The following is a 25,057-nucleotide window of genomic DNA, read 5'->3' on the forward strand; positions in this document are numbered from 1 at the left end:
TGATAATTGCCAATGAAGGGTAAAAATATTATTAGAACTAAAAGTTATCAATTTGCTATTAGAGTTGTAAATTTGTATAAGTTTTTGGTTGAAGATAAAAAGAAGTTTGTTATTTCAAAACAATTATTGCGTTCAGGAACATCAATTGGTGTTAATGTTAGTGAAGTTGAGCATGCTGAGAGTAAAGTTATTTATTCATAAGTAGCCATTGTTTTAAAAGAAGCTAACGAAACTGAGTATTGGTTGGATTTGCTTAAAGAAACAAGTTATTTGAATAATTCGGAGTATATTAGTATTCAAGTTAATATATTAATATAAAAGAAATTTCAAAACTTCTTATAAGTATCATAAAAACATCTAAAGAATAATTATTAACTTTTAATTAAATTAAGTGAAAGGACCATTATTTTATTCTAAAATTCTACTCTTCGGTGAGTACGGAATCATTAAAGATTCTAAAGGATTATCAATTCCTTATAATTTTTATAACGGTGCTTTAAAAACAGCCAAAAACCCATCGGAAGCTACTTTAAAATCTAACGAAAGTTTAAAACGTTTTGTTGTCTATTTAGAGAAGATTAATCCTGAATTGGTAACTTTCGATATGGATGCTTTAAAGAGTGATGTAGATGCAGGTATGTATTTTGATTCGTCTATTCCCCAAGGTTATGGTGTTGGTAGTAGTGGCGCCTTAGTTGCAGCTATTTACTATAATTATGCACACAACAAGATAACGGTTTTAGAGAATTTAACGCGTGAAAAATTATTGACTTTAAAAGCCATTTTTTCTGAAATGGAATCTTTTTTCCATGGTAAATCGTCTGGTTTAGATCCTTTAAATAGTTATTTGAGTATTCCAATTCTTATAAATTCAAAAGATAATATTGAAGCTACTGGCATTCCTTCACAAAAAGTAGATGGAAAAGGCGCGGTGTTTTTGTTGGATAGCGGTATTATTGGGGAAACGGCTCCAATGGTAAGTATTTTTATGGAAAATATGAAGCAAGAAGGGTTTCGTAATATGCTTAAAGACCAGTTTATAAAACATACCGATGCCTGTGTGGATGATTTCTTGAAAGGTGATATAAAATCGTTGTTTAAAAACACGAAGCGATTATCAAAAGTCGTGTTAAATAATTTTAAACCGATGATTCCTGTTCAATTTCATGAACTTTGGAAAAAAGGCATTGAAACCAACGAATACTATTTAAAGCTTTGTGGTTCTGGTGGCGGCGGTTATATCTTAGGATTTACTGAAGATATAGATAAGGCAAAACATGCGTTAAAGGATTATAAACTAGAAGTGGTTTATAATTTTTAATCAGCTTACATTCTGAGTTTGTCGAAGAATTCCTGATAAATATTTTATGAACTTGTTTAATAGAAAACAAAAGCACATACTACTTAAGTTTTTTAGCATGTTTTCTGTAATTAGAGGCTATAATATTCTTGTTATAATAATAGCGCAATATTTGGCATCTATTTATATTTTGGCGCACGATAAACCATTAAGGCAAGTGGTTTTGGATGTTAATTTGTTTTTGTTGGTTTTGGCATCTGCAGCTACTATTGCTGGGGGTTATATTATCAATAATTTTTATGATTCTGAGAAAGATTTAATTAATCGTCCTATTAAATCTAAATTAGATAAGCTGGTAAGTCAAAACACGAAGCTATCTTTTTATTTTGTTTTAAATTTTTTAGCGGTTATCATGGTGAGCTATGTGTCTTTTAGGGCTGTAGTTTTCTTTTCTATTTATATTTTTGCTATTTGGTTTTATTCACATAAATTAAAAAAGCTACCTTTTATTGGTAATTTAACATCGGCTATTTTAACCATCATGCCATTTTTTGCCATTTTTATGTATTACAAAAATTTCGAAACCGTCATTTTTGTACATGCCATTTTCTTGTTTTTACTTATTTCGATGCGAGAACTCACGAAAGATTTAGAAAATATTACAGGTGATTTAACTCAGAATTACCATACCATCCCTGTTGTTTATGGGGAAGTGGTTTCAAAACGTATGCTTACGGTGTTGGCTATATTAACGCTAATTCCTACTTATCTTTTATTGTTTAAATTTGAAATTGGTTATATGTACATATATTTTTACTTAAGTATTGTACTGTTGTTGGTGTTTTTAGTGTTGCTATGGAAATCCAAAACCAAATTACACTACTTGCTAGGGCACAGTATTTTAAAATTTATTATTGTTTTGGGTGTCTTTAGCATTTTATTAATAGATATTAATTTGTTGCTTAACAGGATTTTATAAAATCGTAAATCAAAAATCGTAAATCGTAAATTTTAGAAGTATCTTTGCAAAAAATTAAAGTGATGAGTAGGACACAAGGAACAAGTGGAAAAGGGAAACCTTCAGGCAGAGGACAGCAAAATGGAAATGGAAAAAATGCAAACAGAGGTGGCAGTGTTTCAAAAAGTAAGAGCTTTGCCAGAGGAAATGCACCTGTAAAAAATGTAAATCCGCCATCTAAAAAAACATCAAATCCAGACGAGATTAGATTGAATAAGTATGTTGCTAATTCTGGTATGTGCTCCCGTAGAGAGGCCGATGTACATATTGCAACTGGTTTGGTAACGGTTAATGGTAAGGTAATTACGGAAATGGGTTATAAAGTGAAGCTTGAAGACGAAGTGCGTTATGATGGTGCCCGTATTAATCCAGAGAAAAAAGCATACGTTTTACTTAACAAACCTAAAGGATTTGCAACTACAACCAGTGAAGGCAAAGGCAGAACGGTTATGGATTTAGTTGCTAATGCCACGACATCTAGAATAAAACCTATTGGACGTTTGGGCAGGAACTCAAAAGGGTTGTTATTGTTTACAAATGATGATGTTATTGCGGCAAAATTCACCAATTCTAAAAATGGAGTGCCTCGTTTATTTCATATAGAATTAGACAAAAATTTAAAGCTTGAAGACTTAAAAACAATTCAAGCTGGTTTTAAAATTGAAGGCAAGCTTATTGCTGTTGAGGAGATTAGTTACATTGACGGAGCGTCGAAAAATGAAATAGGTTTAAAAATTAAAAATACAGGCAATACATTAATCCGTACCATTTTTGATTATTTTAAATACGAAATCGTTAATTTGGATTGTGTTGCCATAGGCCCGCTTACCAAAAAAGATATTCCGCGTGGACATTGGAAACACCTTACCGAACAGGAATTAAACAACCTGAAAATGCTTTAGATTAACGCGGTTTTTTGGTTAGGGATTACCGTTGCTTGATGTTTTTAAACAATTGAATTTGTGAATGCTTTGTTTTTGGAGTGGAAACCCTTTTTGTGAGGTATGAGCAAAAAGAGTGTAACCTTTCGTAAGCCACGCTTATATCTTCAAATAAAACCACATTTTCATTTTCGATAACGCTCAAGATAAATTTCAAGTCTGAACCCTTATGGGGAACACCCAAAATCCATTTCAAAAAAAATCTAAAAAAAAAATCTAAAATGCTATAAAATTAAATTTTTTATATTTCATTTGTAATGTAATTGCTGAACAAATTGAAACGTGTTTATATGTTCGGGTTTTTGAAATTTGAGAAGTTATTTTCAAAAGCAGCTTACAGAAAAAGCAACCGAATTTTAAAGCTAACTTCTGTGTATACTATTGTTGCTAATCAGCACATGTATGGCTTTGTTCCAGCTATACAAAGCCAAATTCGAATTTGATTAATAGGTAAATATTATTTGATTAAGAACGAATGTTTCTTAACTTTAAAAAATTAACATCAAACTATTATATCAAAAAATAAAGAATGAATACCAAATACATTGATTTAATAAATCAATCTTTTTATTTTCCGCAAGAAGAATTTGATCTAAACGATAAACACTTACAGTTTCATGGTATAGACCTTATAGGTTTAGTTGAAACTTATGGAGCACCTTTAAAGTTTACATATTTGCCACAAATTTCAAACAACATAAACAGAGCTAAAGGATGGTTTGAAAAGGCTATTAAAGCCAACAAGTACAAAGGTAAATACAACTATTGCTATTGCACCAAAAGCTCTCATTTTAAGCATGTGCTTGATGAAGCTTTAAAAAACGATATACATATAGAAACATCATCTGCTTTTGATATTGATATTGTTGAAAGCTTAAAAGCTGAAGGAAAGATAACCGATAAAACCTATGTAATTAGTAATGGTTTTAAAAGAGATCAGTATATTTCTAACTTAGCTAGGCTAATCAATAACGGGCACAAAAACTGTATCCCAATTATTGATAATTACGAAGAGATTGATTTGTTGTCAAAAGAAATTAAAGGGAAATTCAATATCGGTATCCGAATTGCTTCTGAAGAAGAACCTAAATTCGAATTTTATACCTCGCGTTTAGGTATTGGTTATAAAAATATTTTGCCTTTTTACAGAAGCCAAATTAAAGAAAACAAAAAAGTGAAACTTAAAATGCTTCATTTTTTTATCAATACAGGCATTAGAGACAACGCGTATTATTGGAATGAGTTAACAAAATGTTTAAAAGTATATACCAGTTTAAAACGTATTTGCCCTAGCTTAGATAGTTTAAATATTGGCGGTGGTTTTCCTATTAAGAATTCCTTGGCTTTCGATTTTGATTATGAGTATATTGTTGGGGAAATCATCAATCAAATAAAATTGGTTTGTGAAGAAGAGGAAGTAGCAGTGCCTCATATTTTTACGGAGTTTGGAAGTTTTACAGTTGGTGAAAGTGGCGGTGCTATTTATGAAGTTTTGTATCAAAAACAACAAAATGACCGTGAAAAATGGAATATGATAAACTCCTCTTTCATTACTACTTTGCCAGATACTTGGGCAATTAATAAACGTTTTGTAATGTTGCCAATTAATAGATGGCATGAAAGTTACGAACGTGTTTTGTTAGGTGGATTAACTTGCGATAGCGACGATTATTATAATAGTGAACAGCACATGAATGCTATATATTTGCCAAAATATAATAAAGAAAAACCATTGTACATAGGGTTTTTCAATACAGGAGCTTATCAAGAAACTATTGGTGGGTATGGTGGTTTACAACACTGCTTAATACCATCGCCAAAACATATTTTAATAGATCGAGATGCTGATGGAAACATCACAACAGAGTTATTTAGCGAACAACAAAAAAGTGAAGACTTACTTAAAATTTTAGGTTATGACAAATAACACATATGCTGGAGTTCCAGAAGAGTTTTCAAAATTAGAACAATCAAAAATAGTTTTAATTCCTGTGCCTTACGATGGAACAAGTACAGTGCAAAAAGGAGCAGGCAAAGGGCCAGAAGCTTTTTTAAATGCTTCAAACAACATGGAACTTTACGATATAGAAACAGATACGGAAGTTTACCAACAAGGCGTTTATTTAGCAGATTCGGTTGAAGATAATGCCTCACCTGAAGCGTTAGTGGAAGCTGTTCATCAAACCACAAAAAAATATATTAAGAAAAACAAGTTCGTAACCATTTTTGGCGGCGAACATTCAGTTTCTATAGGAACCATTCGAGCTTTTAACGACATGTTTCCAAGTCTAACGGTATTGCATATTGGTGCGCATGTCCATTTGCAAAAAAGCCATGACGGATCTTCTGTTAATAATGCCTGTGCACTGTATGAAGCAAACCAAACAACCAATTTAATACAAGTGGGCATTCGCTCTATGAGTGCGAAAGAAAAAACAATAGCCGATACCGATAAAACCTATTTTGCACACGAAATGGTGGTTGATGATACGTGGATAGATTCTGCCATAGATCAAATGACCGATAATGTATTTATTAATTTTAGTCTGAGTGGTTTGGATATTTCCATCATGCCAAATACCTGCTCACCTTTACCTGGTGGTTTATTCTGGTATGAAACTTTAGATTTCTTAAAGCAAGTTTTTGCAGAAAAAAATGTGGTTGGGTTTGATATTGTTGATTTATGCCCAAGTGTAAAACAAAAATCCTCCGATTTTTTAGCAGCAAAATTGTATTATAAAATGTTAAGTTATAAATTTATGGGTCAAGAGGTGGGTGACGATTACGATAATACCTACGATAATACAAAACAAAAAAATAACGTTTCAAAATTTAACGATGACGATGAGTACTAAAGGACCCATATCACAATTTATAGAAAAAAATTATTTGCATTTTAATGCTGCTGCTTTAGTAGATGCCGCTAAAGGTTACGAAACGCATTTGTTGGAAGACGGAAAAATGATGGTAACCCTAGCTGGAGCGATGAGTACCGCAGAGCTAGGTAAATCGTTGGCAGAAATGATACGTCAAGATAAAATCCATATTATTTCTTGTACCGGAGCAAATCTTGAAGAAGATATTATGAATTTAGTTGCTCATAATTCATATAAGAGAGTGCCAAATTATAGAGATCTGTCGCCACAAGAAGAATGGGATTTACTGGAAAATCATTATAACCGTGTTACCGATACGTGTATTCCAGAAGAAGAAGCATTTAGGCGTTTACAATCACATCTATTTGATATTTGGAGTAAAGCAGAAAAATCGGGAGAACGCTATTTTCCGCATGAGTTTATGTATCAAATGTTAAATTCCGGTGTTTTAAAGCAATATTACGAGATAGATCCGAAAGATTCTTGGATGGTTGCTGCAGCCGAAAAAAACTTACCAATTGTAGTTCCAGGTTGGGAAGACAGCACTATGGGCAATATTTTTGCATCTTACTGTATTAAAGGCGAATTAAAAGCATCAACTACCAAAAGTGGTATTGAATACATGATGTGGCTAGCAGATTGGTATCCAAAAAATTCAGGTGGAAAAGGCGTTGGATTCTTTCAGATAGGAGGTGGTATTGCTGGCGATTTTCCAATATGTGTAGTGCCAATGCTTTACCAAGATATGGAAATGCACGATATCCCTTTTTGGAGCTATTTTTGCCAAATAAGTGACTCAACTACCAGTTATGGTTCGTACTCCGGTGCTGTACCAAACGAAAAAATAACTTGGGGTAAATTAGATATAGATACCCCAAAATACATCATAGAAAGTGATGCAACCATTGTTGCACCATTAATTTTTGCATATTTGTTAGACCAATAATCCAACCCAAATAAAAATGTTACGCAAAATTGTAGATTACAAAAAATTAAATGAAGATATATTAAATCTTCTTGTTGAAAAGTTTCCCGATGGATACGATGAAACAGATATTATTTCTTTTAGAAATGCTCAAAATGAAATCATTGAAGCAGTAGAGGTTCGTACTGATGATACTATTTACTTAGTAAAAGTTGGTAAACGTCTTGTGCAAGCGATGGAAGACTTCGGCGATGACGATGCTGATGTTGCTGATGATGATTTTGAAGAAGTTAAAGTTGACGATGCTGATGCGAATTTAGACGATGACGACGACGATGATGACGTAGTTAAAAAACCTAAATTGGACGACGACGATAGCGAAGACGATGATGATGCCGATTCAGATTATGATGATGATGATGAAGATGATATTGATTAAGATTAATTCATAGTAAATAAATTGTTTTATGAGAACAGCTGTTTTTAAGTCTTACAAAAACGGTTATTTTACGTTTTGGTTTGAAAATGGGGAAGAATTAGTATTCGAGGAGGTACATCCTAGAGTATTAAAACAATACGATTTAAAGAACGACAAAAGCTATGTCGATAAAAGTTTTAGAATAACTTTTGTTGAAGATTTTGAAGATGATGACGAAGATTTTGTAATTTACAGAGTTGAAAGTTTAAAACCTCTTTAATACTATTTATATTATGGGCGCATCATTTCATATGTCGTTGCCATGCTTAAGCGTAAAAGGTACAGAAAACTTTTACGTAGATAATATTGGCGCTTCCTTAGGAAGGAAAACACAAAGTTGGGTGGATATAAATTTGTTTGGCAATCAAATAACATTTATAAAAGCCGAAAAATTTAGCTTTAACAGTCCTAATTATGTATTTGAAGGTAAAATATTGCCCTCGTTTCATTTTGGGGTTATTATCGATTTAAAAGATTGGGAGCAAATATATGCTCGCCTTAAAGATCAAAAGCTTGACTTGGTTACCCAAGCAAGGTTCTTGGAAGATAAAGCGGGAGAGCACGTTTCATTCTTTATAAAAGACCCAAATGATTATATGTTGGAATTCAAGAGTTTTAAAAATGCATCCGATATATTCAAAAAATAATGTACGCAACGGTTGCTTATCAAGTAGCAAGCACAATTAATATAAAAGAAAGTAAAAGTCACTTATCATGGCATTTAATGTTTCATGATAGTGACGAACTTTTTTATAAAGTTTCCAATAACGCCTTTGTTTATATTTTTAAATATGGCATCGTAAGTTTTTTTAATTTAAGTGATGAGGCCATTTCAGGAGTCTTCAAAGAAATAAGGCCCTTTTGTAACAATTATTTTGTTGATAAACTGTCGGAAGTAGTAGAAGTTGTGGTGGAACAAGATACGTTGAAAGTTGAATTCGATAGTGTTATTTTACCCAGTTTAGATAAAGAAATGATACGATTGGTTATGTTGAATACATCCCAATCGGTGGCATTGAATCGCTATTCGGAAATTACAGAAGACATATTAATTCAAACCAACAAGCACACTACCTATTTGGAAAACAAAGGGAAGTTAGATATTTCAGGCTATGCACTTAAACGTTTTATTGGTAAGGTTCTGAATATAAAAAACAAGATTTCTGAAAATCTTTACATTTTCGATTCACCACAAATTACTTGGGAAAACGAACAGCTTAACAAACTAAATTTAGAGCTAAAACAAACTTTCGATTTAACCGATAGGTACCGCTTAATTCACGATCGCATAGAAATCATTAAAGAGAATCTGGATCTCTTTAAAGACATTATGGATCATAGAGAAAGTAGCAAATTAGAATGGATCATCATTATTTTAATTGTTATTGAAGTGATTGATATGTTGATTACTAAATTTTTTCTTTAGAAAAACTTCCCAAATAAAAACAGCATATACTACTAAATATTCCAATCCAATAATCCATAAATTTTCGGTGTTGTTTGTGTTTAAATATGCTAGATAACTCAGAATAATTGCAAAACTCCAAACCAAAGGGAATTTATAATTGGTAAAAACAGATAGTATTAAAAGCGTTGCTACATACCAAGGATGTACTGTTGTAGCCGTAAAATAGTAAAACGAAAGTGCTAAAAGCATACTCGAAATAAGTTGGACGCTGGTTTTATTTTTCCTTAAAAATGTGATGCCCAACACAAATAGCAAAATAAGAATTGGAATGATTTTACCTATTACAGCAATTTCATTATAACCTCTAAATAAGTATCCAATTTCTCGAGCAATGTAGTATAAACTGGCATTAAATTCAAAATCCTGAAACCATAAACCAACCGTTTTAGTATAATTATATATGAATTGTTTTGAGTAAAACGGAAGAAATAACAAAACGACTGTAAGTAGTGTTATGCTATAAAAAGCAATCAGTCGGGTTCCTTTTCTTAATCCTTTGTAGCGAGGAGGTAATGGCAAAGTGATCTTGTCACCTGTTTTCTGGTTAAGCGAAGTCGAAACCTCTTTGCTTTTTACCAACCACTTAAAAAACAAAGGCAGAAATAGTAAAGGAATTAGTTTTACCGAAATGGATAAACCTAAAGTAATGGCAGTAAGTTGCCATTTTCCTATGTGAAGTAAATATAAACTCCAAACTAAAAAGAAAATCATCACCCCTTCAAAATGGAGATTCCCCGTTAGTTCTATGATAATAAACGGGTTCAAAACATACCAAAAGATGTTGTAAACAGGAATATTTAATTTTTCCAATAGCTTTTTTCCAAAAAAGAGCGTGCCAAAATCGGCAGTAATAATAAGCAAGCGCATCACCACAACCGAACCTAAAATACTTTTTCCTGCAAATAAACCTGCAATAACAAAACATAATTGATTTAAAGGCGGGTAGTTGGTAAAGTGGCTCGCGTTAAGTTCGCCCATGCCATTGTGCAATTCTTGAGCTTGTGCTACGGGGAATTTGCCCATGTTAATGAACGACTCTACGGTATGTAAATAAGGATTAAAACCTTCTAAAAGCATTCTGCCATCCCAAATAAAACGGTAAAAATCTTGCGATAGGTTTGGTATGGACAAAATAAAAATGGCTCTAAAAATAAAGGCTAACCAAGTTAAAAATACAATCTGTGATTTTAAAAGATGTACCAGTTTATAAAATAAAAAAAACAAAGCTAAATAAAGCGTTATCAGTTTTATATAGTCGGTACGTATTAAATTGTATGCAAATGTGAAGTAGAAGAGCACACAGGAAATCGTCAATAATAAAGGTATGTTGTTTCGCTTTAATGCGTTTAGGTTTAATGGCATGTTTAATAAATGCTTATTAAAATTTATTAGAGTCGCTTTTTAAACATTTCAATTACATGTTCAGCAGCTTTTAATGGCGATATTTTGGACGACATAACATCTTTTTCTAAAATGGAAAGCTGATTTGTAATGTCTTCCGAACCATAAAAGAGCTGTTTTAATTCGTTGTTAATGGTATCGTACATCCAACGAATGTTTTGGCGATGCCTGTTTTTAATAAAATAACCATTTTCGGTAACCAATTCCCGGTAGTTTAAAATGGTATTCCAAACGGTATCAATACCTGTGTTTTTTGTAGACGATGCCGTGGTCACCACCGTTTCCCAGCCAGACTCCGATGGCGGAAAAATATGCAATGCATTTTGGTATTGTTGGCAAGCCATGTCGCTTTTTTTAATATTATCACCATCCGCTTTATTAATAACCAGCATATCGGCCATTTCCATAATGCCTCGTTTAATACCTTGAAGTTCGTCGCCAGCACCGGCAAGCATTAGCAGCAAGAAAAAATCGGTCATGCCATGTACAGCAGTTTCAGATTGCCCCACGCCAACGGTTTCAATTAAAATAACATCGTAACCAGCCGCTTCACAAAGTAACATGCTTTCGGCAGTTTTGTTGGCAACACCACCAAGGGTTTCACCTGAAGCAGATGGTCGAATGTAAGCACGCTCTAAAGTACTCAATGCTTCCATACGGGTTTTATCACCCAAAATACTGCCTTTCGAACGTTGGCTACTGGGGTCTATCGATAAAACGGCTACTTTGTGGTCTTGAGCTATGAGGTATTTGCCAAAAGCCTCAATAAATGTGCTTTTGCCCACACCCGGAACACCCGTGATACCAATGCGTATAGAATTACCCGAAGCAGGTAAAATAGCTTGAATAATGGTTTTGGCAAGTGCTTTGTCACTTTCTAGACTACTTTCTATAATGGTAATGGCTCTAGACAGAATAACACGATCGCCACTTAAAACACCATCAATATAAGCTTGTGCGGTTAGTCTGTTTTTGGGTTTGTAGTTTGTCATTTTAATAAAGCATTACCAGTTTTAAAGATACATATTATGTGAAAATGTGCCATGATTTGTGGGATGTATTTTATAAAAATTCTATTGTCAATAAAATAGTTTTACTTATCAAATATGTGGGAAAAAAATGCTAAATTGGTTTTTGTTAAAATATACAATAGGGTTAAATACACTTTTGTGTTTATTCTATTATTACCAGAAAGCTGAACACAACGAAATGAAAATAAAGACACAATTATTTACTTTAATAATTCTACTAGTTTCAACATTAACTTTTGGACAGGAAAAACTAGAACCAAAAATTCTAATACTTTCCCCAAATGAGACAAAATATGAGAAATCATTTGAAAAAGAAATCACAGAATACAATAATAGCCTTGTTAAAAGTGAAAACACTGTTGAGACAGAAGTTTACCTTAAATCTGAGGATTTTTTATCACAACCTGAAAACATTCAACAAATGATAAAAAGCGAAATTGAATTTGCTAAAAATGTAGATTTTTTTAAATATGCAAGTTCAATTTCCGAGCAATTTTTAACTTACCGATTTTTTGAGAAATTTCCAAATCTTTTAATTATTCTAAAAGACCAAAAAAGTGATGGTTCTTTAAGTAATTTAAAGAGTATATCTGAAGACGATAAATTTCAATATGTTCTTAATTTTTCGAAAATTGAGTTGTACAAAGTGGACAACATCGGTTATGCCAAAATAAAAATTCAATTATTTGATGGAATATCAAACGCAATTATTTTAGACAAATCATATATCGGTGACTGGAATAATCCTGGATTTGAATTTGCTTGTACAAACGAATCAATTAACTGTACAATAAATAATGCCTTGTCTAAAGCCTTAAACGATATAGTTTACACAATAGCCATTAATAGTCCAACATTAAAAAAAGAAAAACAATTAAGCCAAGAAAGACTAAAAGTCCTCTTAAATAAATATCTGAATAAAGACTTTGATGAACAATTTTTAAAAACCATCTTAACAGATTATAATGATAACCCTTTTCAATTACTATTAAATAATGATAAAACAAAATTTGTTGCGTTTTATATCGAGCAGGTTTCTTCACAAGACTTTAAAGATTTAACTAAAAACAAGAAAGACAAAAATGTAAAAATCATTTCGCCAAATGATATTAAGGACAAAGAATTTTTGGAAGAAATTCCAAGAACATACGCTTACATTATAAAAGCTGTTAAACACAATGACAAATGGTATTATGAAAAATCAAACGTTACTTATTTTCAGGCAAACTCAATAAATGAAGGGAAAGAACAATATTTTAATAATCTTCAACATTGGAATTTTTTCAAAAAAAATTCAACAGAGTTTAATCCTGATTTTTGGGAAACTAAATTATTTGAAAAAGTCCCAGATTTAAAAAAAGACCCAGATTGGGATAAATATGGTAATGATATGTGGATGTCAGATGAAATTAACAATCGAGATTATGTTGGATTGTATGAAGTAGTAGCCAGTTCTTTAAGAAAAAATAATAGCAAAGAAAATTTAAAATTTGAGAATAGAATAAAAAAACAAGTATTAGACAATAGCTATCAAATGCTAAAAGAAAATCAGCCTGATGATTATTCTAAAATTTCAGAGCATTCGTTGATATTTTCCAAGTACAGAAAATTGGCAATAAACCCTGTTTTAATATCTAACAAAAAAGGAGTAAAAACAATACACTATTTTGTAGCATTTGACAATTCTAAAGAACTTTATGAATGGGTGTATTTTAAACCTCTTATCATTGAAGGCAATCTATTTGGAAGTGAAGTTGTGAGTCAAATTGGTTCACTAACTGAATGGAATTTTTCTGTAGACAATCTGAATGACGAAAAGTTTTGGAATCAATATGTTTTGTCCAAACAAGGAGACGACTTTAAATATTTAAAGAAAATAAATGAATAAACTAAACCAAACTCTACTTCTATTATTGACTGTGTCACTTTTTATAAGCTGTGATTTTATTAATAATGCATTTACTTATAAAGATACTACTGAAGGTTTTGTGAATGCTTTAATAGAAGAAAATTATGAAAAGAGCCTGACCTTTATGGCGATTGAAAACGAAGCTTTTGAAAACACAAACATAGACACGCTATCGCTCAACAGGAATATTAATATTAAACCCAGGAAAAGAAGTTAATAAAAGTGCACAAAAAGTGCATGACGAAAAAACGAAAAGCTTAGTTTGGTATGACAAAATAAAAATGAACTAAATGAGATTATATTTATTACTACTGACTGTATTTTTATTTTTTAATTGTAATGACACTAAAGATGACTTTATTGCGCTGGACATTTATGGATGTGGGAAATTTTACAAAAGAATTGATAACAAAGAAATAATTAACAAATTTGAAAAAGCAATTAAAAATTCAAAAATTAATGATATTTATTTAAAGTATAGGACTGATTATACCATTTACGCCTTCAAAAACAAAGACACTATCGTCTTTCATATTGATGAAGATTTATTTATCAAAAATAGAAAGACATTTATTTCAAAAAGAGATTTGTTTAAAATTTTAGAAATAGAGAAATGTGAAAATTAGTCCCCGCTAGCGCGGAAATGTTTTCCGTGTCGTAACGAGTAAGAAAAAATAAGTTAATGAGGCTGTCTAAAAAGTCTAGTTGGATGTCATATTGAGCTTGTCGAAATATTTTAACTTACAGGTAATCAATATCGGTTTGGACAAGCTCCTGACAAACTAAATTTAAAAGGACTTTTTAGACAGCCTCTTTTCTAGGAAAACATTAGTTGAGATCCCCTGAGCGCCGTTAAAGGGTATAGTAAAGCTCAAACAAAATTTTTTAGATTCCTGCCTACGCAGGAATAGTTAAACCTTTGAAGTTAACGATTTAATAAACACATAGCCAAAGCCTAAGAATAACATTAAGTGAAATGGGAACAATCCGAAATCGCCACCTTGGTTACCTACTATAAAGGCACTGTACATACCAAAAGCAAAATACAGCATTAATATACCTTCGAAAATAACGTGTATAGAAATTGTCTTTTTAATGTATTTGTTCTTTTTCCAACTGTCTTTTATAGAGCTGATGTTGAATTTTGGTGTGCGTACAAATTCACTTTTCTTACCCCAGTGGCCTTCTAAAACAGCAATGGAGTTGTGTAGTGAAAAGCCCATGGCTATTGAGAAAAACACAAAAAACATACCTATGTAACGGATGAAGTTTTTAAACCCACTACCATAAATATTTTTGTACATAAACCAATAGCACACAAAAAATATGATAGAGCTTATCACGAAGAAGCTCATAACATAAAAATATGGTTTTAAGTGCGTGTATTCATTTTTTATATAAAGCATCGGGATACTAAGCACAGCTACGATAAGTACATTTAAAAACATGGTACTGTTTAATAAATGTAATAAGCCATGTAATTTGGTTTTAGATGAAATGTTTTCGCTTTTTAAAACACGCCAAAGCATTTTTCTAAAGTTTTCGGCACCGCCTTTATTCCATCTAAACTGTTGCGAACGTGCTGCGCTAATGACGATAGGTAACTCGGCAGGGGTTTCAACATTTTCTAAATATTTGAATTTCCAGTTTTTAAGTTGGGCACGGTAGCTTAAATCCAAATCTTCGGTTAAGGTGTCACCTTCCCAGTTTCCAGCATCTATAATACAGGTTTTTCTCCAAAGTCCTGCGGTACCGTTAAAATTAATAAAATGTCCTTTACTGTTTCTACCTACTTGTTCTAAAGTAAAATGGGCATCTAAAGCAAAAGCTTGTATTTTTGTAAGAATGGAATAGTTGCGGTTTAAATGGCCCCAACGGGTTTGTACTACGCCAATTTTTTCATCTTTGAAATAAGGAACGGTACGTTTTAACCAATCTGCTTCTGGAAGGAAATCGGAATCGAAAATGGCAATAAATTCACCTTTAGCAATTTTTAATCCTTCTTTTAGTGCACCTGCTTTAAAGCCGGATCTGTCGGTTCTGGTAATATGTTTTATGTCTAAGCCTGTTGCTTGCAGCTTTTCTATGTGCGCACGCGTAGACGCTACGGTTTCATCGGTAGAATCGTCTAATACCTGAATTTCCAGTTTGTCTGAAGGGTAGTCTATTTTTGCAATGTTATCCAACAAGCGCTCCATAACATACATTTCGTTATAAACAGGAAGCTGAATGGTTACATATGGGATCTCTTCGGGTTTTGAAAAATCGAAAGTAGGAGAATTATCCTTAGCTTTTTTAGAAGCTAAATAATTTAGTAAAAGATTTAATTGCGCCAATGCGTACATAAAAATAAGCAAAAGCGAAATGGTGTAAACAATGATAATGGTGGTTTCTAGAATCATTTTTTGATACTGTATTTAAAAATCCAACTTAAGATTTTTGCGCCTGCAAATATACTACCTTTTATAGTTCCTGAAACTTTTGAGATACCAATTCTATTTCTGTAATTTACGGGCACTTCGGTATAGGTTAATTTTTGTTTTAAAACCTTTAGTTGCATCTCTATTGTCCAACCATAGGTTTTGTCAATCATATGGAGTGCTAGTAGTTTATCGTATTTTATGGCTCTAAAAGGGCCTAAATCTGTAAATGTTGCACCAAAAAAAAGTTTCATTAAAAAGGTTGCTAACCAGTTACCAAAAATTTGGGGTTTGGTCATAGATCCTGTTTCTCGTAAACTTTTAACACGAGCTCCAATAACAAAATCAATATTTTTTTCAATTATTGGTGCTACAATTTTTGTTAATTCCTCTGGATAATCGCTATAGTCACCATCCAAAAATACAATAATATTTGGTTTTTCAGGTTGATTGGCAATGTATTCTAACCCCTTTAGGCAGGCGTTTCCGTAGCCTCTTTTTTTTTCGGTTAAAACAGTTGCGCCTGCTTTTATTGCGTTTTCTTCAGTTTTGTCGGTGGAATTATTATTAACAACAATAATTTCATTAACAATTCCAGGAATATCATTTATCACATGGGTAATGGAATCTGCCTCGTTATAAGCAGGGATAATTACTGTTATTCTGTGCATAAAGAATTAACTTTCAGTGTGCAAAAGTACAATACTTTTGGTTAGTTGGTTAAAAAAACGTTGCTATTTCGTTAAATTATTTTTTATTGATTAAGTCCATTAAATCAACAGCGTTACCCAATAGGATTTCATTGGAATTGATACGTCCTTTCATAGTGTCGTTTTCTAATTTTAATACCCCACGAGGGCAAACCGCTGAACAAATACCACAGCCCACACAGCTGGAACGTACTATGTTTTCACCTTTTTGGGCATAGGCACGGACATCAATTCCCATTTCGCAATATGTAGAACAGTTGCCGCAAGAAATGCATTGACCACCATTGGTGGTAATTCTAAATTTTGAAAACATGCGTTGTTGAAACCCTAATATAGCTGCCATAGGGCATCCAAAACGACACCAAACGCGGTTGCCTAAAATAGGGTAGAAGCCGGTACCAATAACCCCAGAAAAAATAGAGCCGATGTATAAGCCATAAGCCGAACGTAAACTGCTTGATTTTATTAAAAAGATTTCATCGGAAGTCCCTGTATAATGCATTATGAATAGTGCAGCAATAACCACAAAGTAACCCATGGCACCATAACGTGCGTCTTTGCCTAGCTCATTCCTTTTAAAAATCATGGTTACAGAAAAAATGGCGGTTAGTAATAAACCGACACCTAATAGAAAGGCGCTTCGTGTTATCCAAAACTCATTTGGATTGCTTCCTAAATAAGTGTAAACAACAGCAGTGGTCATAATAACAGAGAACACCAAAACGGCATGTATTAGCCAGCGTTCCAATTTCCAGGCTGATAGTTTTTTACTGCTTAATTGTCTAAACGAATCACCAGCAGTTTCGGCTAAAGCACCACAGCCACAAACCCACGAGCAATACCAACGCTTTCCATATTTGTAAGTAAGGATTGGTGAAATAACAAAAATGGAAATCACTCCAAAAACAAGCATCAATAATCCGAGAGAACCAGACGACAGCAGCCCGTTAATAGACCAACTATCAAATAAATAATAGTTTAATGGCCACATGCTTTTTAAATCGTAATAGGGCAAATTGTAATCGGGACTGGCGTTTAGCCTTGACATAAATTCTGGAATAAGAAACGCAAACCCTAGTTGAAAAAACATCACTGAAACAGTCCGTAACTGTTCGTACCTATTGTGCCTGTATTTTAGTATGAATTTATAACCAAACACTAAAATGGCCACAGTATAAAGTGTGCCATAAACAAACCATTGGCTTGCAGGGTTTCCGCTTAATAATTTGCTAAGTGGGTCGAATAATGAAATGAAGCCCGTATTGGGTTCCCCTTTGGCTGTCTGTCCTAAATATTGTGGATAGAAATAAAGAACGATGTAAAAACCAGTAAGTAAAATACCTGTTACCCAACCCAAAATACCTCGTGATGATATGGATTTAAACCAAACGCCATCGTTTTTAATGCCTTCAGGTTTTGTTAAATAAGCATCGTTCGCAAACAAAATAGTTCCTAGCGCAATCAATCCTATAGAAATGGATAAGAATAAGGTTTTATTAGGGAAATGGGTGTTGAAAATTGCCAAAGCAAAAATAAAAAGCCCAATGACGCCTAAAGCGACAGCAACTTTTTGTTTTATTGATAAATCATTAGCTTCTGGTTTTGCTAAGGACATGCTTTTATGTGTTTGGTTGTTCATTTTACTTTTTTTAGCAGACCTCACAGGTTTTTAAAACCTGTGAGGTCTAAGTTTGTATCTATTCTAATACCAATTCGTTTAAAAGGTTGGATTCTTTAGTCTTGTGAACATAGGTGAAGTTTTTTTTGTCTTCAAATAATCCAATCACAAAATCCCTTAATAATAATGTAGGACTATTTGAGATCGTAGCCCTATAAGATGAGTATTTATAAGATTCGTAATTATCGGTGAAACCATGATGTACAGGATTTGTGTGGACATAAACTATTAGCGATTTTAAATAATCTTCATTACCGATTTTGATTCTTGAAAACCTATCTCTAAATAAACTTCCACTTCGCTCATATTTTTTATTAATAGCCTTAGAATATGCATTAAAGAAGTTTGAAAATGATTGAGAAATAATTTTGCTCTCAATATTCGGTTTTGTCTTTATTAATAAATGAAAATGATTTTTTAACAAGCAATATGATAGAACATCACAAGTGGTTAAAAGATGCTTTTTTATTAATTTTAAGAAATAGGCATAATTATCATCATCAATAAATAAGTTCTCTTTATTGTTTCCGCAGTTATAAATGTGATAATAAGAATCTTCAATTAGTGGTTCGTATTTCATGATTTATTGGTTGTCAGACCTCACAGGTTTTTAAAACCTGTGAGGTCTGAGTTTGTATCTATAATACTAAGTTATTTATAGGGCTAGCTTCTTTAGTCTTGTGAACATAGTCGAAATTTTTTTGTTTTCAAATAATTCAATCGCAAAACCTCTTAATAACGATGTTGGATTATTTGGGATCATTACCTTATAATATTATTTGTAAGATTCTTAATTATCGGTGCTTATTGTTTTCACAGTTATAAATGTGATAATAAGAATCTTCAACTAGTGGTTTGTATTTCATGATTTATTGGTTCTAAGACCTCACAGGTTTTTAAAACCTGTGAGGTCTAATAATATTAAGAGGTCAAATATTAAACGAATTTTAATTCATTATTATAAGCTTTCAAAATATCACATTCATAGCGTCTATAAAACTCGGGGTCGAAATTAGCTTCTTGTAAATGCTTCATTACATAATCCACATCACGTTTTTCGGTAAGCCATGTATCGAATACTTCATGTCTCATGCGTATTCCAAAGGTGTTAATGCCTAAAAAGGCATTGGTGTTTTTGTTAAAAGCAATGGTGATGCATTTTGTGGCATCTTCATGTTTCCAATGGAAATGCTGTTCATAATCAGGTTTTTTTGCGGAGCTATGAACCCATCCATAGGTTTGGTATTCAATATCTAAAAACTTAGCAGAATTAAACCAATGCCCTGGGTTATATGGCATACGATTTCCACAAATAGTTTGAGCCACGGTTTCACCCATCATCCTACCCGTGTACCAAACCGCTTCAATAGGTCGGCGTTGGCCTATAGCTTCATGTTGTTCGGCACAATCGCCAATAGCATAAACATCCTTTATATTGGTTTCTAAAAACCGATTCACTTTTACGCCTTTGCCTGTTTCAATATGGGAATCTTTAATGAAATCAATATTTGGTGTGACACCTGCAGTCAATCCAACCACGTCACACGGAATTTCTTCGCCTGTTTCTTCAATAATTACAGATGTCACTTTGCCGTTTTTATCCGAAATAATTTCTCTTAAATTGGTTGATAAACGTAAGTCGATATGGTGGTTTTTAATATGTTGGTTAATCATGCTGCTTTCACCATCGGGCAACACATTATTCCAAAAACTAGATTCCCGCACTAAAAAGGTTGCAGGAATGTTTCTGGAGTTAAGCATTTCGGCAAGTTCAATGCCAATTAAACCACCACCAACAATTACTGCACGCTTGCAGACTTTATTATTAGGCGCATGGTATTCTAAATTTTCTAAATCTTGCTTGTGGTACATACCCATAACACCATTTAAATCTTGCCCTGGCCATCCAAATTTATTGGGTTTGCTTCCAGTGGCAATAATGAGTTTGTCATAATTTAGAGTGCCGTCCGATTCAAAATAAAGTGTTTTAGAGTTGGTGTCAATCGTTTTTACAAACCCTTGTTTAAGATTGATGTCGTTTTTCTCCCAAAACCAATTTTCGTAAGGTTGGGTGTGCTCAAATTTCATATGCCCCATATATACATACATCAAAGCTGTCCGCGAGAAAAAATAATCGGTTTCGGCAGAAATAATGGTGATTTTCTTGTCTGAAAGCTTTCGAATGTGCCTAGCAGCTGTTACCCCAGAAATGCCATTGCCAATAATAACAATATGTTCCATAAATGTTGTTGTAGTTGTCTATTAGGTCGAAGGTTGTATCAAAACCTTAATAGGTTTGTTTAATTTGTTTAAATTTAAACATTAAATATAAGCTATGAAGATTCTTTTTAGGACAGGTTTGTTTTTTCTTTTGTGTTCTTGTGCTATGGTGTCCCATAAAACAGAAAAGATAAACGGTGTGAGTTTTGTGGCTTCTAGAGATACGATTAATAATGTACACATAAAGCCAATACTTCAAATCCATGCAAATTATGCAGCTATTATGCCTTTTGGGTTTATTAAGGAATTATCACATCCAGAAATTGTGTTTAACACAGAAAGGCAATGGTATGGCGAAAGAAAAGTTGGTGTGAAACAATATACAGAAAGCTTGAGGCAGCACCATGTAAAGGTTATGGTGAAACCTCAAATTTGGGTTGGGAGAGGTGCGTTTACGGGTGGAATAAAAATGACTTCTGAGGCAGATTGGAAGGTTTTGGAAGAGTCGTATACGGGTTTTATATTAACCTATGCCAAATTAGCCCAAGAGTTACATGTTGAAATTTTTTGTATTGGCACCGAATTAGAAAGTTTTATTGATAACCGACCAGAGTATTGGAAGCAACTCATTGTTGAAATCAAAAAGATTTATAAAGGTAAATTAACCTATGCTGCCAATTGGAATGAATATGATAGAACGCCTTTCTGGGAGTATTTGGATTATATAGGGATTGATGCTTATTTTCCTGTGAGTGACGAAAAAACACCCACTGTTGAAACGTGCAGAAACGGATGGTTGAACTACAAACCAAATATTAAAGTCTTTTCCGAAACTTATAAAAAACCTATTTTGTTTACCGAGTTTGGATATAGAAGTGTTGATTTTGCAGGAAAAGAACCTTGGAAAAGTGACCGAGGTATGAATGTGGTTAATTTGGAAGCACAAACAAATACCATGCAAGTACTTTTTGAAGAATTTTGGAATGAAGATTGGTTTGCTGGTGGTTTTTTATGGAAATGGTTTCATAACCACAAAGATGCCGGTGGAGAAAACGATAGCAGGTTTACACCGCAAAATAAACCTGTTGAGGATTTAGTTAAAGCACAATATGCAAACTAATTAACTTTTATCTAAAGTTAATGACCGCTTACTTTATTCTGAATTATAATCTTTTTAGTTTTGTGAAAAATTATTTGATTTATGAGCGTATATGCTATTGGCGATATTCACGGAGGTTTAAAAGCCCTGATACAGGTGTTAAATAAGGTAGAGGTTAAAGAAGAGGATACCCTGATTTTTGTGGGCGATTATGTAGATGGATGGAGTGAGTCCGCACAAGTGATTGCATTTCTAATAGAGCTTTCGGAAAAAATAAATTGTATTTTTATAAAAGGAAATCATGATGTTTGGTGCGAAGAATGGTTGGAATCTGGACATGTAGACCTTACTTGGTACATACACGGAGGTAAAGAAACCATGGAAAGTTATGCGCTTTTTTCTGAAGATGAAAAAAAGAAACATTTAGGGTTTTTCCAGAAAATGCCTTTATACCATATTGATAATGACAACCGATTATTTATTCATGCCGGTTTCACCTCAATGCATGGTGTAGAAAAAGAAGTGTTTAAACAGTCTTTTTATTATGATAGAACCCTTTGGGAAATGGCTTTAACTATGGATAAAAGTATAGAAGAAGATTCGCTGTTGTTTCCCAATCGTTTAAGGCATTATAAAGAAATTTTTATAGGACATACACCAACAACCAATTTTAATTGTGATGTGCCAATGCATGCTTTTAATGTTTGGAATATCGATACAGGTGCCGCTTTTAGAGGGAAAATATCAGTCATGAACGTTGAAACCAAAGCATTTTATCAAAGTGATGAATTGCCTAGTATATATCCAAATGAAAAAGGGAGAAATAAGGTTTAGTACTTGTTAAGGAGAGTTTGAATTTTAAAGTTAGAAGTACAATATTAAAAGTTAGAAGTACAAAGTTAAAAGTTAAGAGTTCGATGCGATCTGAAATCCACGTGCTTAAATAGTTAAATAAAAAACGAGATCATTACAAATCCTTAGTTAAGGTTGATGAACATAACATGTGACTTTTAATTGTTTAACCGTTGAATCGTTCAATCGTATGTCACAAACTTCATCGGTATATTAAACTCTAAACTTTTAATATTGTACTTCTAACATTGTACTTTTAACACCGATCTCACGTTGTTAAGTTAGCAGATATGCTGCTTGTAGTATTTGTGTAAGTCTTCTGCCGAAGCACCAAAACGCTTTTTTAAATGAATGACCATAAAATGATATTGTAATTTCCAAACACCGTTATTATTGTAATGTCTTGCAGAGGTAATAAGCCATTTTTGAATGACTGTGAATTGTTTGATTTTGTAAAGTTTAGCAATTAAATCGTTGTCTTCATAAATGGTAAAATTTTCATTATAACCGCCAATTTTACTGAATAATGATTTGGTGATAAACAAACTTTGGTCGCCACCTCTGCATACTTTCCAGTTAAATCGAGTTAGCCAACCAGCTAGTTTTAGCCACCAATGGTCGCTGTTAAATTGCATTATAAAGCAACCTGCTTCATTGCCTTTTTCAACTTTTTCAATAATTAATTTATCGAAATCTTTAGGAGGAAAAGAATCGGCATGTAAAAAATAAAGGATGTTTCCATTGGTATATTTTGTACCAAAGTTCATTTGTTTGGCTCTGCCTTTAGCCGAAGTTAGAAGCTGAATAGTAGGTTCTTCGAGCGTGGTCGAGAAATTATGATGCCTCGACTGCGCTAGACTTGATATAAAAGATAATACAATATTTTTGGTACCATCAGAACTTCCACCATCTACTACAATAATATCTGCAATATTTTCTGAAGACGAATTGGCTATCAGATAATGAAGTAAATTAGCAATGGTGCTGGCTTCATTTAAAACAGGAATGATGATTGAAATTTTATTCATTCAAATTCCAATTATAGTCTTTATAACTTGTTTTAGCTTTATTGGAAATCTTGATATCAGTATATAAATTTAAGAAATCAATTAAATCCCCGTTTAGTTTAAAATCTTTGGCAAACCACTGAAATATTTTTGATAGTTCCAGTTTGTCTATTGAAATAGAATTTTTGGTGTTATCGGCTAAAAAATCTTTTGTAGCTTTTGTAAGCTGAACGTCTAAATTTTTGGAAGTATAAGCTTCATTTAATAATTTCGGACAAGAAATAGAGGCGCAAACAATAGCAAAATGAATACGGGGTTCGTTCATTTTGCGAAGAATTTGATGTTCAATAGCATTTAAATTATACCATTCACCACTAAATGTCCAAATACGCTGATCCCAAGGGTTTTTAATGTCTTTAATACTTTTAATAGGGTAATTGCGTAAAATTAAATCGATAGTTAATGCGTTGTAAGTGTTTATCCAATAAGCTAGTTTTTCTTCTTTTGAAAATGAGTCGTTGGGAGTATGTTTGCTTAAATATGCGATGTATGTTGCTAATTCTTTATTGTCCGTTTTGAAAGTTTTGTAATTAACCTGTCCTTCGTTGGAAACATGTTTTTGCAAAAGTCTAGTCCATGATGAATGATCAAAATTTTGAGCTTGCATAGAAAAACTTAATAATGTGCAAATAATGATGCTGTAGAATGTTGTCATTGTTTTTTATTAAGTGGATAGATTTCCTGACTTATAAAATTTTTCGGAAATTGGTCATCACTTTCAAAACCCAATTCAATGTCTTTTCCGTTATAAGGTATGTAATTTGTTTTGAAAATATAATCCCAAAAGCTTAGTGTTAGTCCGTAATTAACGCCAAATATAACATGTTTAGGAAGTTCTTTAGCATGATGCCAAATATGCATTTTGGGGTTGTTGAAAACATATTTTAAAAAACCATAATCCCAGCCCAAATTGGCATGGTTTAAATGACCAATAACAATACTGAAAAAGTAAACAAAGGCAACATCTTGCGCATCGAAACCACCAATAATAGCGATAGGAATATATAACAGTGATTTATAAACTACGGGTTCCATCCAATGGTAGCGCAAATGGGCAGCAAACCCCATTTCTTTTACAGAGTGATGGACTTTATGGAAATTCCAAAGAAAAGGGACACGGTGTAATAAGCGGTGTGTATTCCATTGTACAAAGTCTGAAACCAAAAAGAATATTAATAATCCTAACCATTTTGGTAGCGTATCGATATCGAAAAGTTGAAGGCTTGAAATGGAGAGCCCTATTGTTTTTAAACCGTCATCTAATAGTGCGGCTACGGTATTTGATAAAGCAATGAGCACCATTAAATTTAAAAGAAAGAAGTTGAAAAACATATAAAAAGTGTCTAACCAAAAATCTTTCCTAAAAACGGATTGGTTTTTTCGCCATGGAAATACAATCTCCAATAGCCAAACAATTAGTGAAATACCAATTAACCCATAAAAAAAGTTGTCCCAATGGTTAATTGAAATCAACTCATGTTTTAAGTAATTCCAATATCCGGAATAGGAGTTTTTTATGATGTCAATATATTTTTCCATACTTAATTCCTGCGAATGAAGGAATCTGTTTTTTTGTTTTGTTAACTTTTTAATCTAAATAATTTCCCGAAGGTTCAGCCTCCAACTCACTTCTCCTTGAGAGGTCAGAACTGCCCGAAGGCAGT

At 32.8% G+C, this 25,057-nt stretch carries 25 protein-coding genes and 1 pseudogene; 16 read left to right on the forward strand and 10 right to left on the reverse strand.

The window, feature by feature from the left end; genetic code table 11:
* Window positions 1-12: 12 nt before the first annotated feature.
* From ACGLWY_RS12860 to ACGLWY_RS12910, 11 genes and pseudogenes are all read left to right on the forward strand, one after another.
* Window positions 13-318 (forward strand): annotated as a pseudogene (locus ACGLWY_RS12860) (four helix bundle protein).
* A gap of 73 nt (window positions 319-391) precedes the next feature.
* Entirely contained in the window at window positions 392-1,321 is a 930-nt protein-coding gene (locus ACGLWY_RS12865) for a mevalonate kinase (RefSeq protein ID WP_396620073.1), read from the forward strand.
* A 52-nt stretch (window positions 1,322-1,373) separates the two neighbouring features.
* Window positions 1,374-2,279 carry a geranylgeranylglycerol-phosphate geranylgeranyltransferase gene (locus ACGLWY_RS12870; protein WP_396620231.1) on the forward strand — a complete coding sequence of 302 codons (906 nt, stop codon included), beginning with the start codon at window positions 1,374-1,376 and terminating at the stop codon, window positions 2,277-2,279.
* Window positions 2,280-2,341: 62 nt separating this feature from the next.
* A complete protein-coding gene (locus ACGLWY_RS12875; RefSeq protein WP_396620074.1) occupies window positions 2,342-3,220 on the forward strand; it encodes a pseudouridine synthase in 879 nt (292 codons plus the stop codon).
* A gap of 568 nt (window positions 3,221-3,788) precedes the next feature.
* A complete protein-coding gene (locus ACGLWY_RS12880) occupies window positions 3,789-5,186 on the forward strand; it encodes an arginine decarboxylase (protein WP_396620075.1) in 1,398 nt (465 codons plus the stop codon).
* A complete protein-coding gene (speB, locus tag ACGLWY_RS12885) occupies window positions 5,176-6,114 on the forward strand; it encodes an agmatinase (protein WP_396620076.1) in 939 nt (312 codons plus the stop codon). The genes ACGLWY_RS12880 and speB overlap by 11 nt, the downstream gene beginning before the upstream one ends.
* Complete coding sequence (locus ACGLWY_RS12890; RefSeq protein WP_396620077.1) at window positions 6,104-7,081, forward strand: deoxyhypusine synthase family protein; 978 nt, start codon at window positions 6,104-6,106, stop codon at window positions 7,079-7,081. The genes speB and ACGLWY_RS12890 overlap by 11 nt, the downstream gene beginning before the upstream one ends.
* 16 nt (window positions 7,082-7,097) lie before the next feature.
* On the forward strand, window positions 7,098-7,499 hold the full coding sequence (locus tag ACGLWY_RS12895; RefSeq protein ID WP_396620078.1) for a DNA primase: 402 nt from the start codon (window positions 7,098-7,100) through the stop codon (window positions 7,497-7,499).
* Window positions 7,500-7,527: 28 nt separating this feature from the next.
* On the forward strand, window positions 7,528-7,758 hold the full coding sequence (locus ACGLWY_RS12900; RefSeq protein ID WP_209653842.1) for a hypothetical protein: 231 nt from the start codon (window positions 7,528-7,530) through the stop codon (window positions 7,756-7,758).
* 13 nt (window positions 7,759-7,771) lie between these two features.
* Window positions 7,772-8,185, forward strand: coding sequence for a VOC family protein (locus tag ACGLWY_RS12905; protein WP_396620079.1), 414 nt, complete (start codon window positions 7,772-7,774; stop codon window positions 8,183-8,185).
* On the forward strand, window positions 8,185-8,964 hold the full coding sequence (locus ACGLWY_RS12910; RefSeq protein WP_396620080.1) for an RMD1 family protein: 780 nt from the start codon (window positions 8,185-8,187) through the stop codon (window positions 8,962-8,964). Before ACGLWY_RS12905 ends, ACGLWY_RS12910 begins: the two co-directional genes overlap by 1 nt.
* Here ACGLWY_RS12910 and ACGLWY_RS12915 read toward each other — a convergent pair.
* Together ACGLWY_RS12915 and meaB are read right to left on the reverse strand one after the other, a co-directional pair.
* Entirely contained in the window at window positions 8,914-10,368 is a 1,455-nt protein-coding gene (locus ACGLWY_RS12915; RefSeq protein ID WP_396620081.1) for a mannosyltransferase, read from the reverse strand. The genes ACGLWY_RS12910 and ACGLWY_RS12915 overlap by 51 nt on opposite strands.
* A gap of 26 nt (window positions 10,369-10,394) precedes the next feature.
* Window positions 10,395-11,399, reverse strand: a complete 1,005-nt coding sequence (meaB, locus tag ACGLWY_RS12920; protein ID WP_396620082.1) for a methylmalonyl Co-A mutase-associated GTPase MeaB — start codon at window positions 11,397-11,399, stop codon at window positions 10,395-10,397.
* A 217-nt stretch (window positions 11,400-11,616) separates the two neighbouring features.
* On the opposite strand from meaB, the gene ACGLWY_RS12925 reads away from it, so the two are divergent.
* The 3 genes from ACGLWY_RS12925 (at window position 11,617) to ACGLWY_RS12935 (ending at window position 13,973) form a co-directional block, all read left to right on the forward strand.
* A complete protein-coding gene (locus ACGLWY_RS12925; RefSeq protein WP_396620083.1) occupies window positions 11,617-13,326 on the forward strand; it encodes a hypothetical protein in 1,710 nt (569 codons plus the stop codon).
* On the forward strand, window positions 13,319-13,564 hold the full coding sequence (locus tag ACGLWY_RS12930) for a hypothetical protein (protein ID WP_396620084.1): 246 nt from the start codon (window positions 13,319-13,321) through the stop codon (window positions 13,562-13,564). The genes ACGLWY_RS12925 and ACGLWY_RS12930 overlap by 8 nt, the downstream gene beginning before the upstream one ends.
* A gap of 73 nt (window positions 13,565-13,637) precedes the next feature.
* Window positions 13,638-13,973 carry a hypothetical protein gene (locus ACGLWY_RS12935; RefSeq protein WP_396620085.1) on the forward strand — a complete coding sequence of 112 codons (336 nt, stop codon included), beginning with the start codon at window positions 13,638-13,640 and terminating at the stop codon, window positions 13,971-13,973.
* Window positions 13,974-14,258: 285 nt separating this feature from the next.
* On the opposite strand, the gene ACGLWY_RS12940 is transcribed toward ACGLWY_RS12935, so the two are convergent.
* The 5 genes from ACGLWY_RS12940 to ACGLWY_RS12960 form a co-directional block, all read right to left on the reverse strand.
* On the reverse strand, window positions 14,259-15,749 hold the full coding sequence (locus ACGLWY_RS12940) for a cellulose synthase family protein (RefSeq protein ID WP_396620086.1): 1,491 nt from the start codon (window positions 15,747-15,749) through the stop codon (window positions 14,259-14,261).
* The gene (locus ACGLWY_RS12945) at window positions 15,746-16,438 is read right to left on the reverse strand and encodes a glycosyltransferase family 2 protein (RefSeq protein ID WP_396620087.1); all 693 of its coding nucleotides are present in this window, start codon (window positions 16,436-16,438) and stop codon (window positions 15,746-15,748) included. The genes ACGLWY_RS12940 and ACGLWY_RS12945 overlap by 4 nt, the downstream gene beginning before the upstream one ends.
* A 76-nt stretch (window positions 16,439-16,514) precedes the next feature.
* On the reverse strand, window positions 16,515-18,116 hold the full coding sequence (locus tag ACGLWY_RS12950; protein WP_396620088.1) for a 4Fe-4S binding protein: 1,602 nt from the start codon (window positions 18,114-18,116) through the stop codon (window positions 16,515-16,517).
* 58 nt (window positions 18,117-18,174) lie between these two features.
* Window positions 18,175-18,735: a transposase gene (locus tag ACGLWY_RS12955; RefSeq protein WP_396620089.1), complete on the reverse strand. Its 561-nt coding sequence runs from the start codon at window positions 18,733-18,735 to the stop codon at window positions 18,175-18,177.
* 356 nt (window positions 18,736-19,091) lie between these two features.
* On the reverse strand, window positions 19,092-20,396 hold the full coding sequence (locus ACGLWY_RS12960; protein WP_396620090.1) for an NAD(P)/FAD-dependent oxidoreductase: 1,305 nt from the start codon (window positions 20,394-20,396) through the stop codon (window positions 19,092-19,094).
* 94 nt (window positions 20,397-20,490) lie between these two features.
* Between ACGLWY_RS12960 and ACGLWY_RS12965 the strand changes: the two genes are divergently transcribed.
* Together ACGLWY_RS12965 and ACGLWY_RS12970 are read left to right on the forward strand one after the other, a co-directional pair.
* On the forward strand, window positions 20,491-21,495 hold the full coding sequence (locus tag ACGLWY_RS12965) for a glycoside hydrolase family 113 (protein WP_396620091.1): 1,005 nt from the start codon (window positions 20,491-20,493) through the stop codon (window positions 21,493-21,495).
* A gap of 81 nt (window positions 21,496-21,576) precedes the next feature.
* Window positions 21,577-22,308, forward strand: coding sequence for a metallophosphoesterase family protein (locus ACGLWY_RS12970; protein ID WP_396620092.1), 732 nt, complete (start codon window positions 21,577-21,579; stop codon window positions 22,306-22,308).
* A 299-nt stretch (window positions 22,309-22,607) separates the two neighbouring features.
* Here ACGLWY_RS12970 and ACGLWY_RS12975 read toward each other — a convergent pair whose 3' ends face one another.
* The 3 genes from ACGLWY_RS12975 to ACGLWY_RS12985 are packed head-to-tail and all read right to left on the reverse strand — an operon-like array spanning window position 22,608 to window position 24,932.
* Window positions 22,608-23,354 carry a TIGR04283 family arsenosugar biosynthesis glycosyltransferase gene (locus tag ACGLWY_RS12975; RefSeq protein ID WP_396620093.1) on the reverse strand — a complete coding sequence of 249 codons (747 nt, stop codon included), beginning with the start codon at window positions 23,352-23,354 and terminating at the stop codon, window positions 22,608-22,610.
* Window positions 23,347-24,048 carry a DUF547 domain-containing protein gene (locus tag ACGLWY_RS12980; protein WP_396620094.1) on the reverse strand — a complete coding sequence of 234 codons (702 nt, stop codon included), beginning with the start codon at window positions 24,046-24,048 and terminating at the stop codon, window positions 23,347-23,349. Before ACGLWY_RS12980 ends, ACGLWY_RS12975 begins: the two co-directional genes overlap by 8 nt.
* Window positions 24,045-24,932, reverse strand: coding sequence for a sterol desaturase family protein (locus ACGLWY_RS12985; protein ID WP_396620095.1), 888 nt, complete (start codon window positions 24,930-24,932; stop codon window positions 24,045-24,047). Before ACGLWY_RS12985 ends, ACGLWY_RS12980 begins: the two co-directional genes overlap by 4 nt.
* Window positions 24,933-25,057: the final 125 nt, after the last annotated feature.

The sequence above is a fragment of the Mariniflexile sp. HMF6888 genome, from assembly GCF_044335535.1.
Lineage (GTDB): Bacteria > Bacteroidota > Bacteroidia > Flavobacteriales > Flavobacteriaceae > Mariniflexile.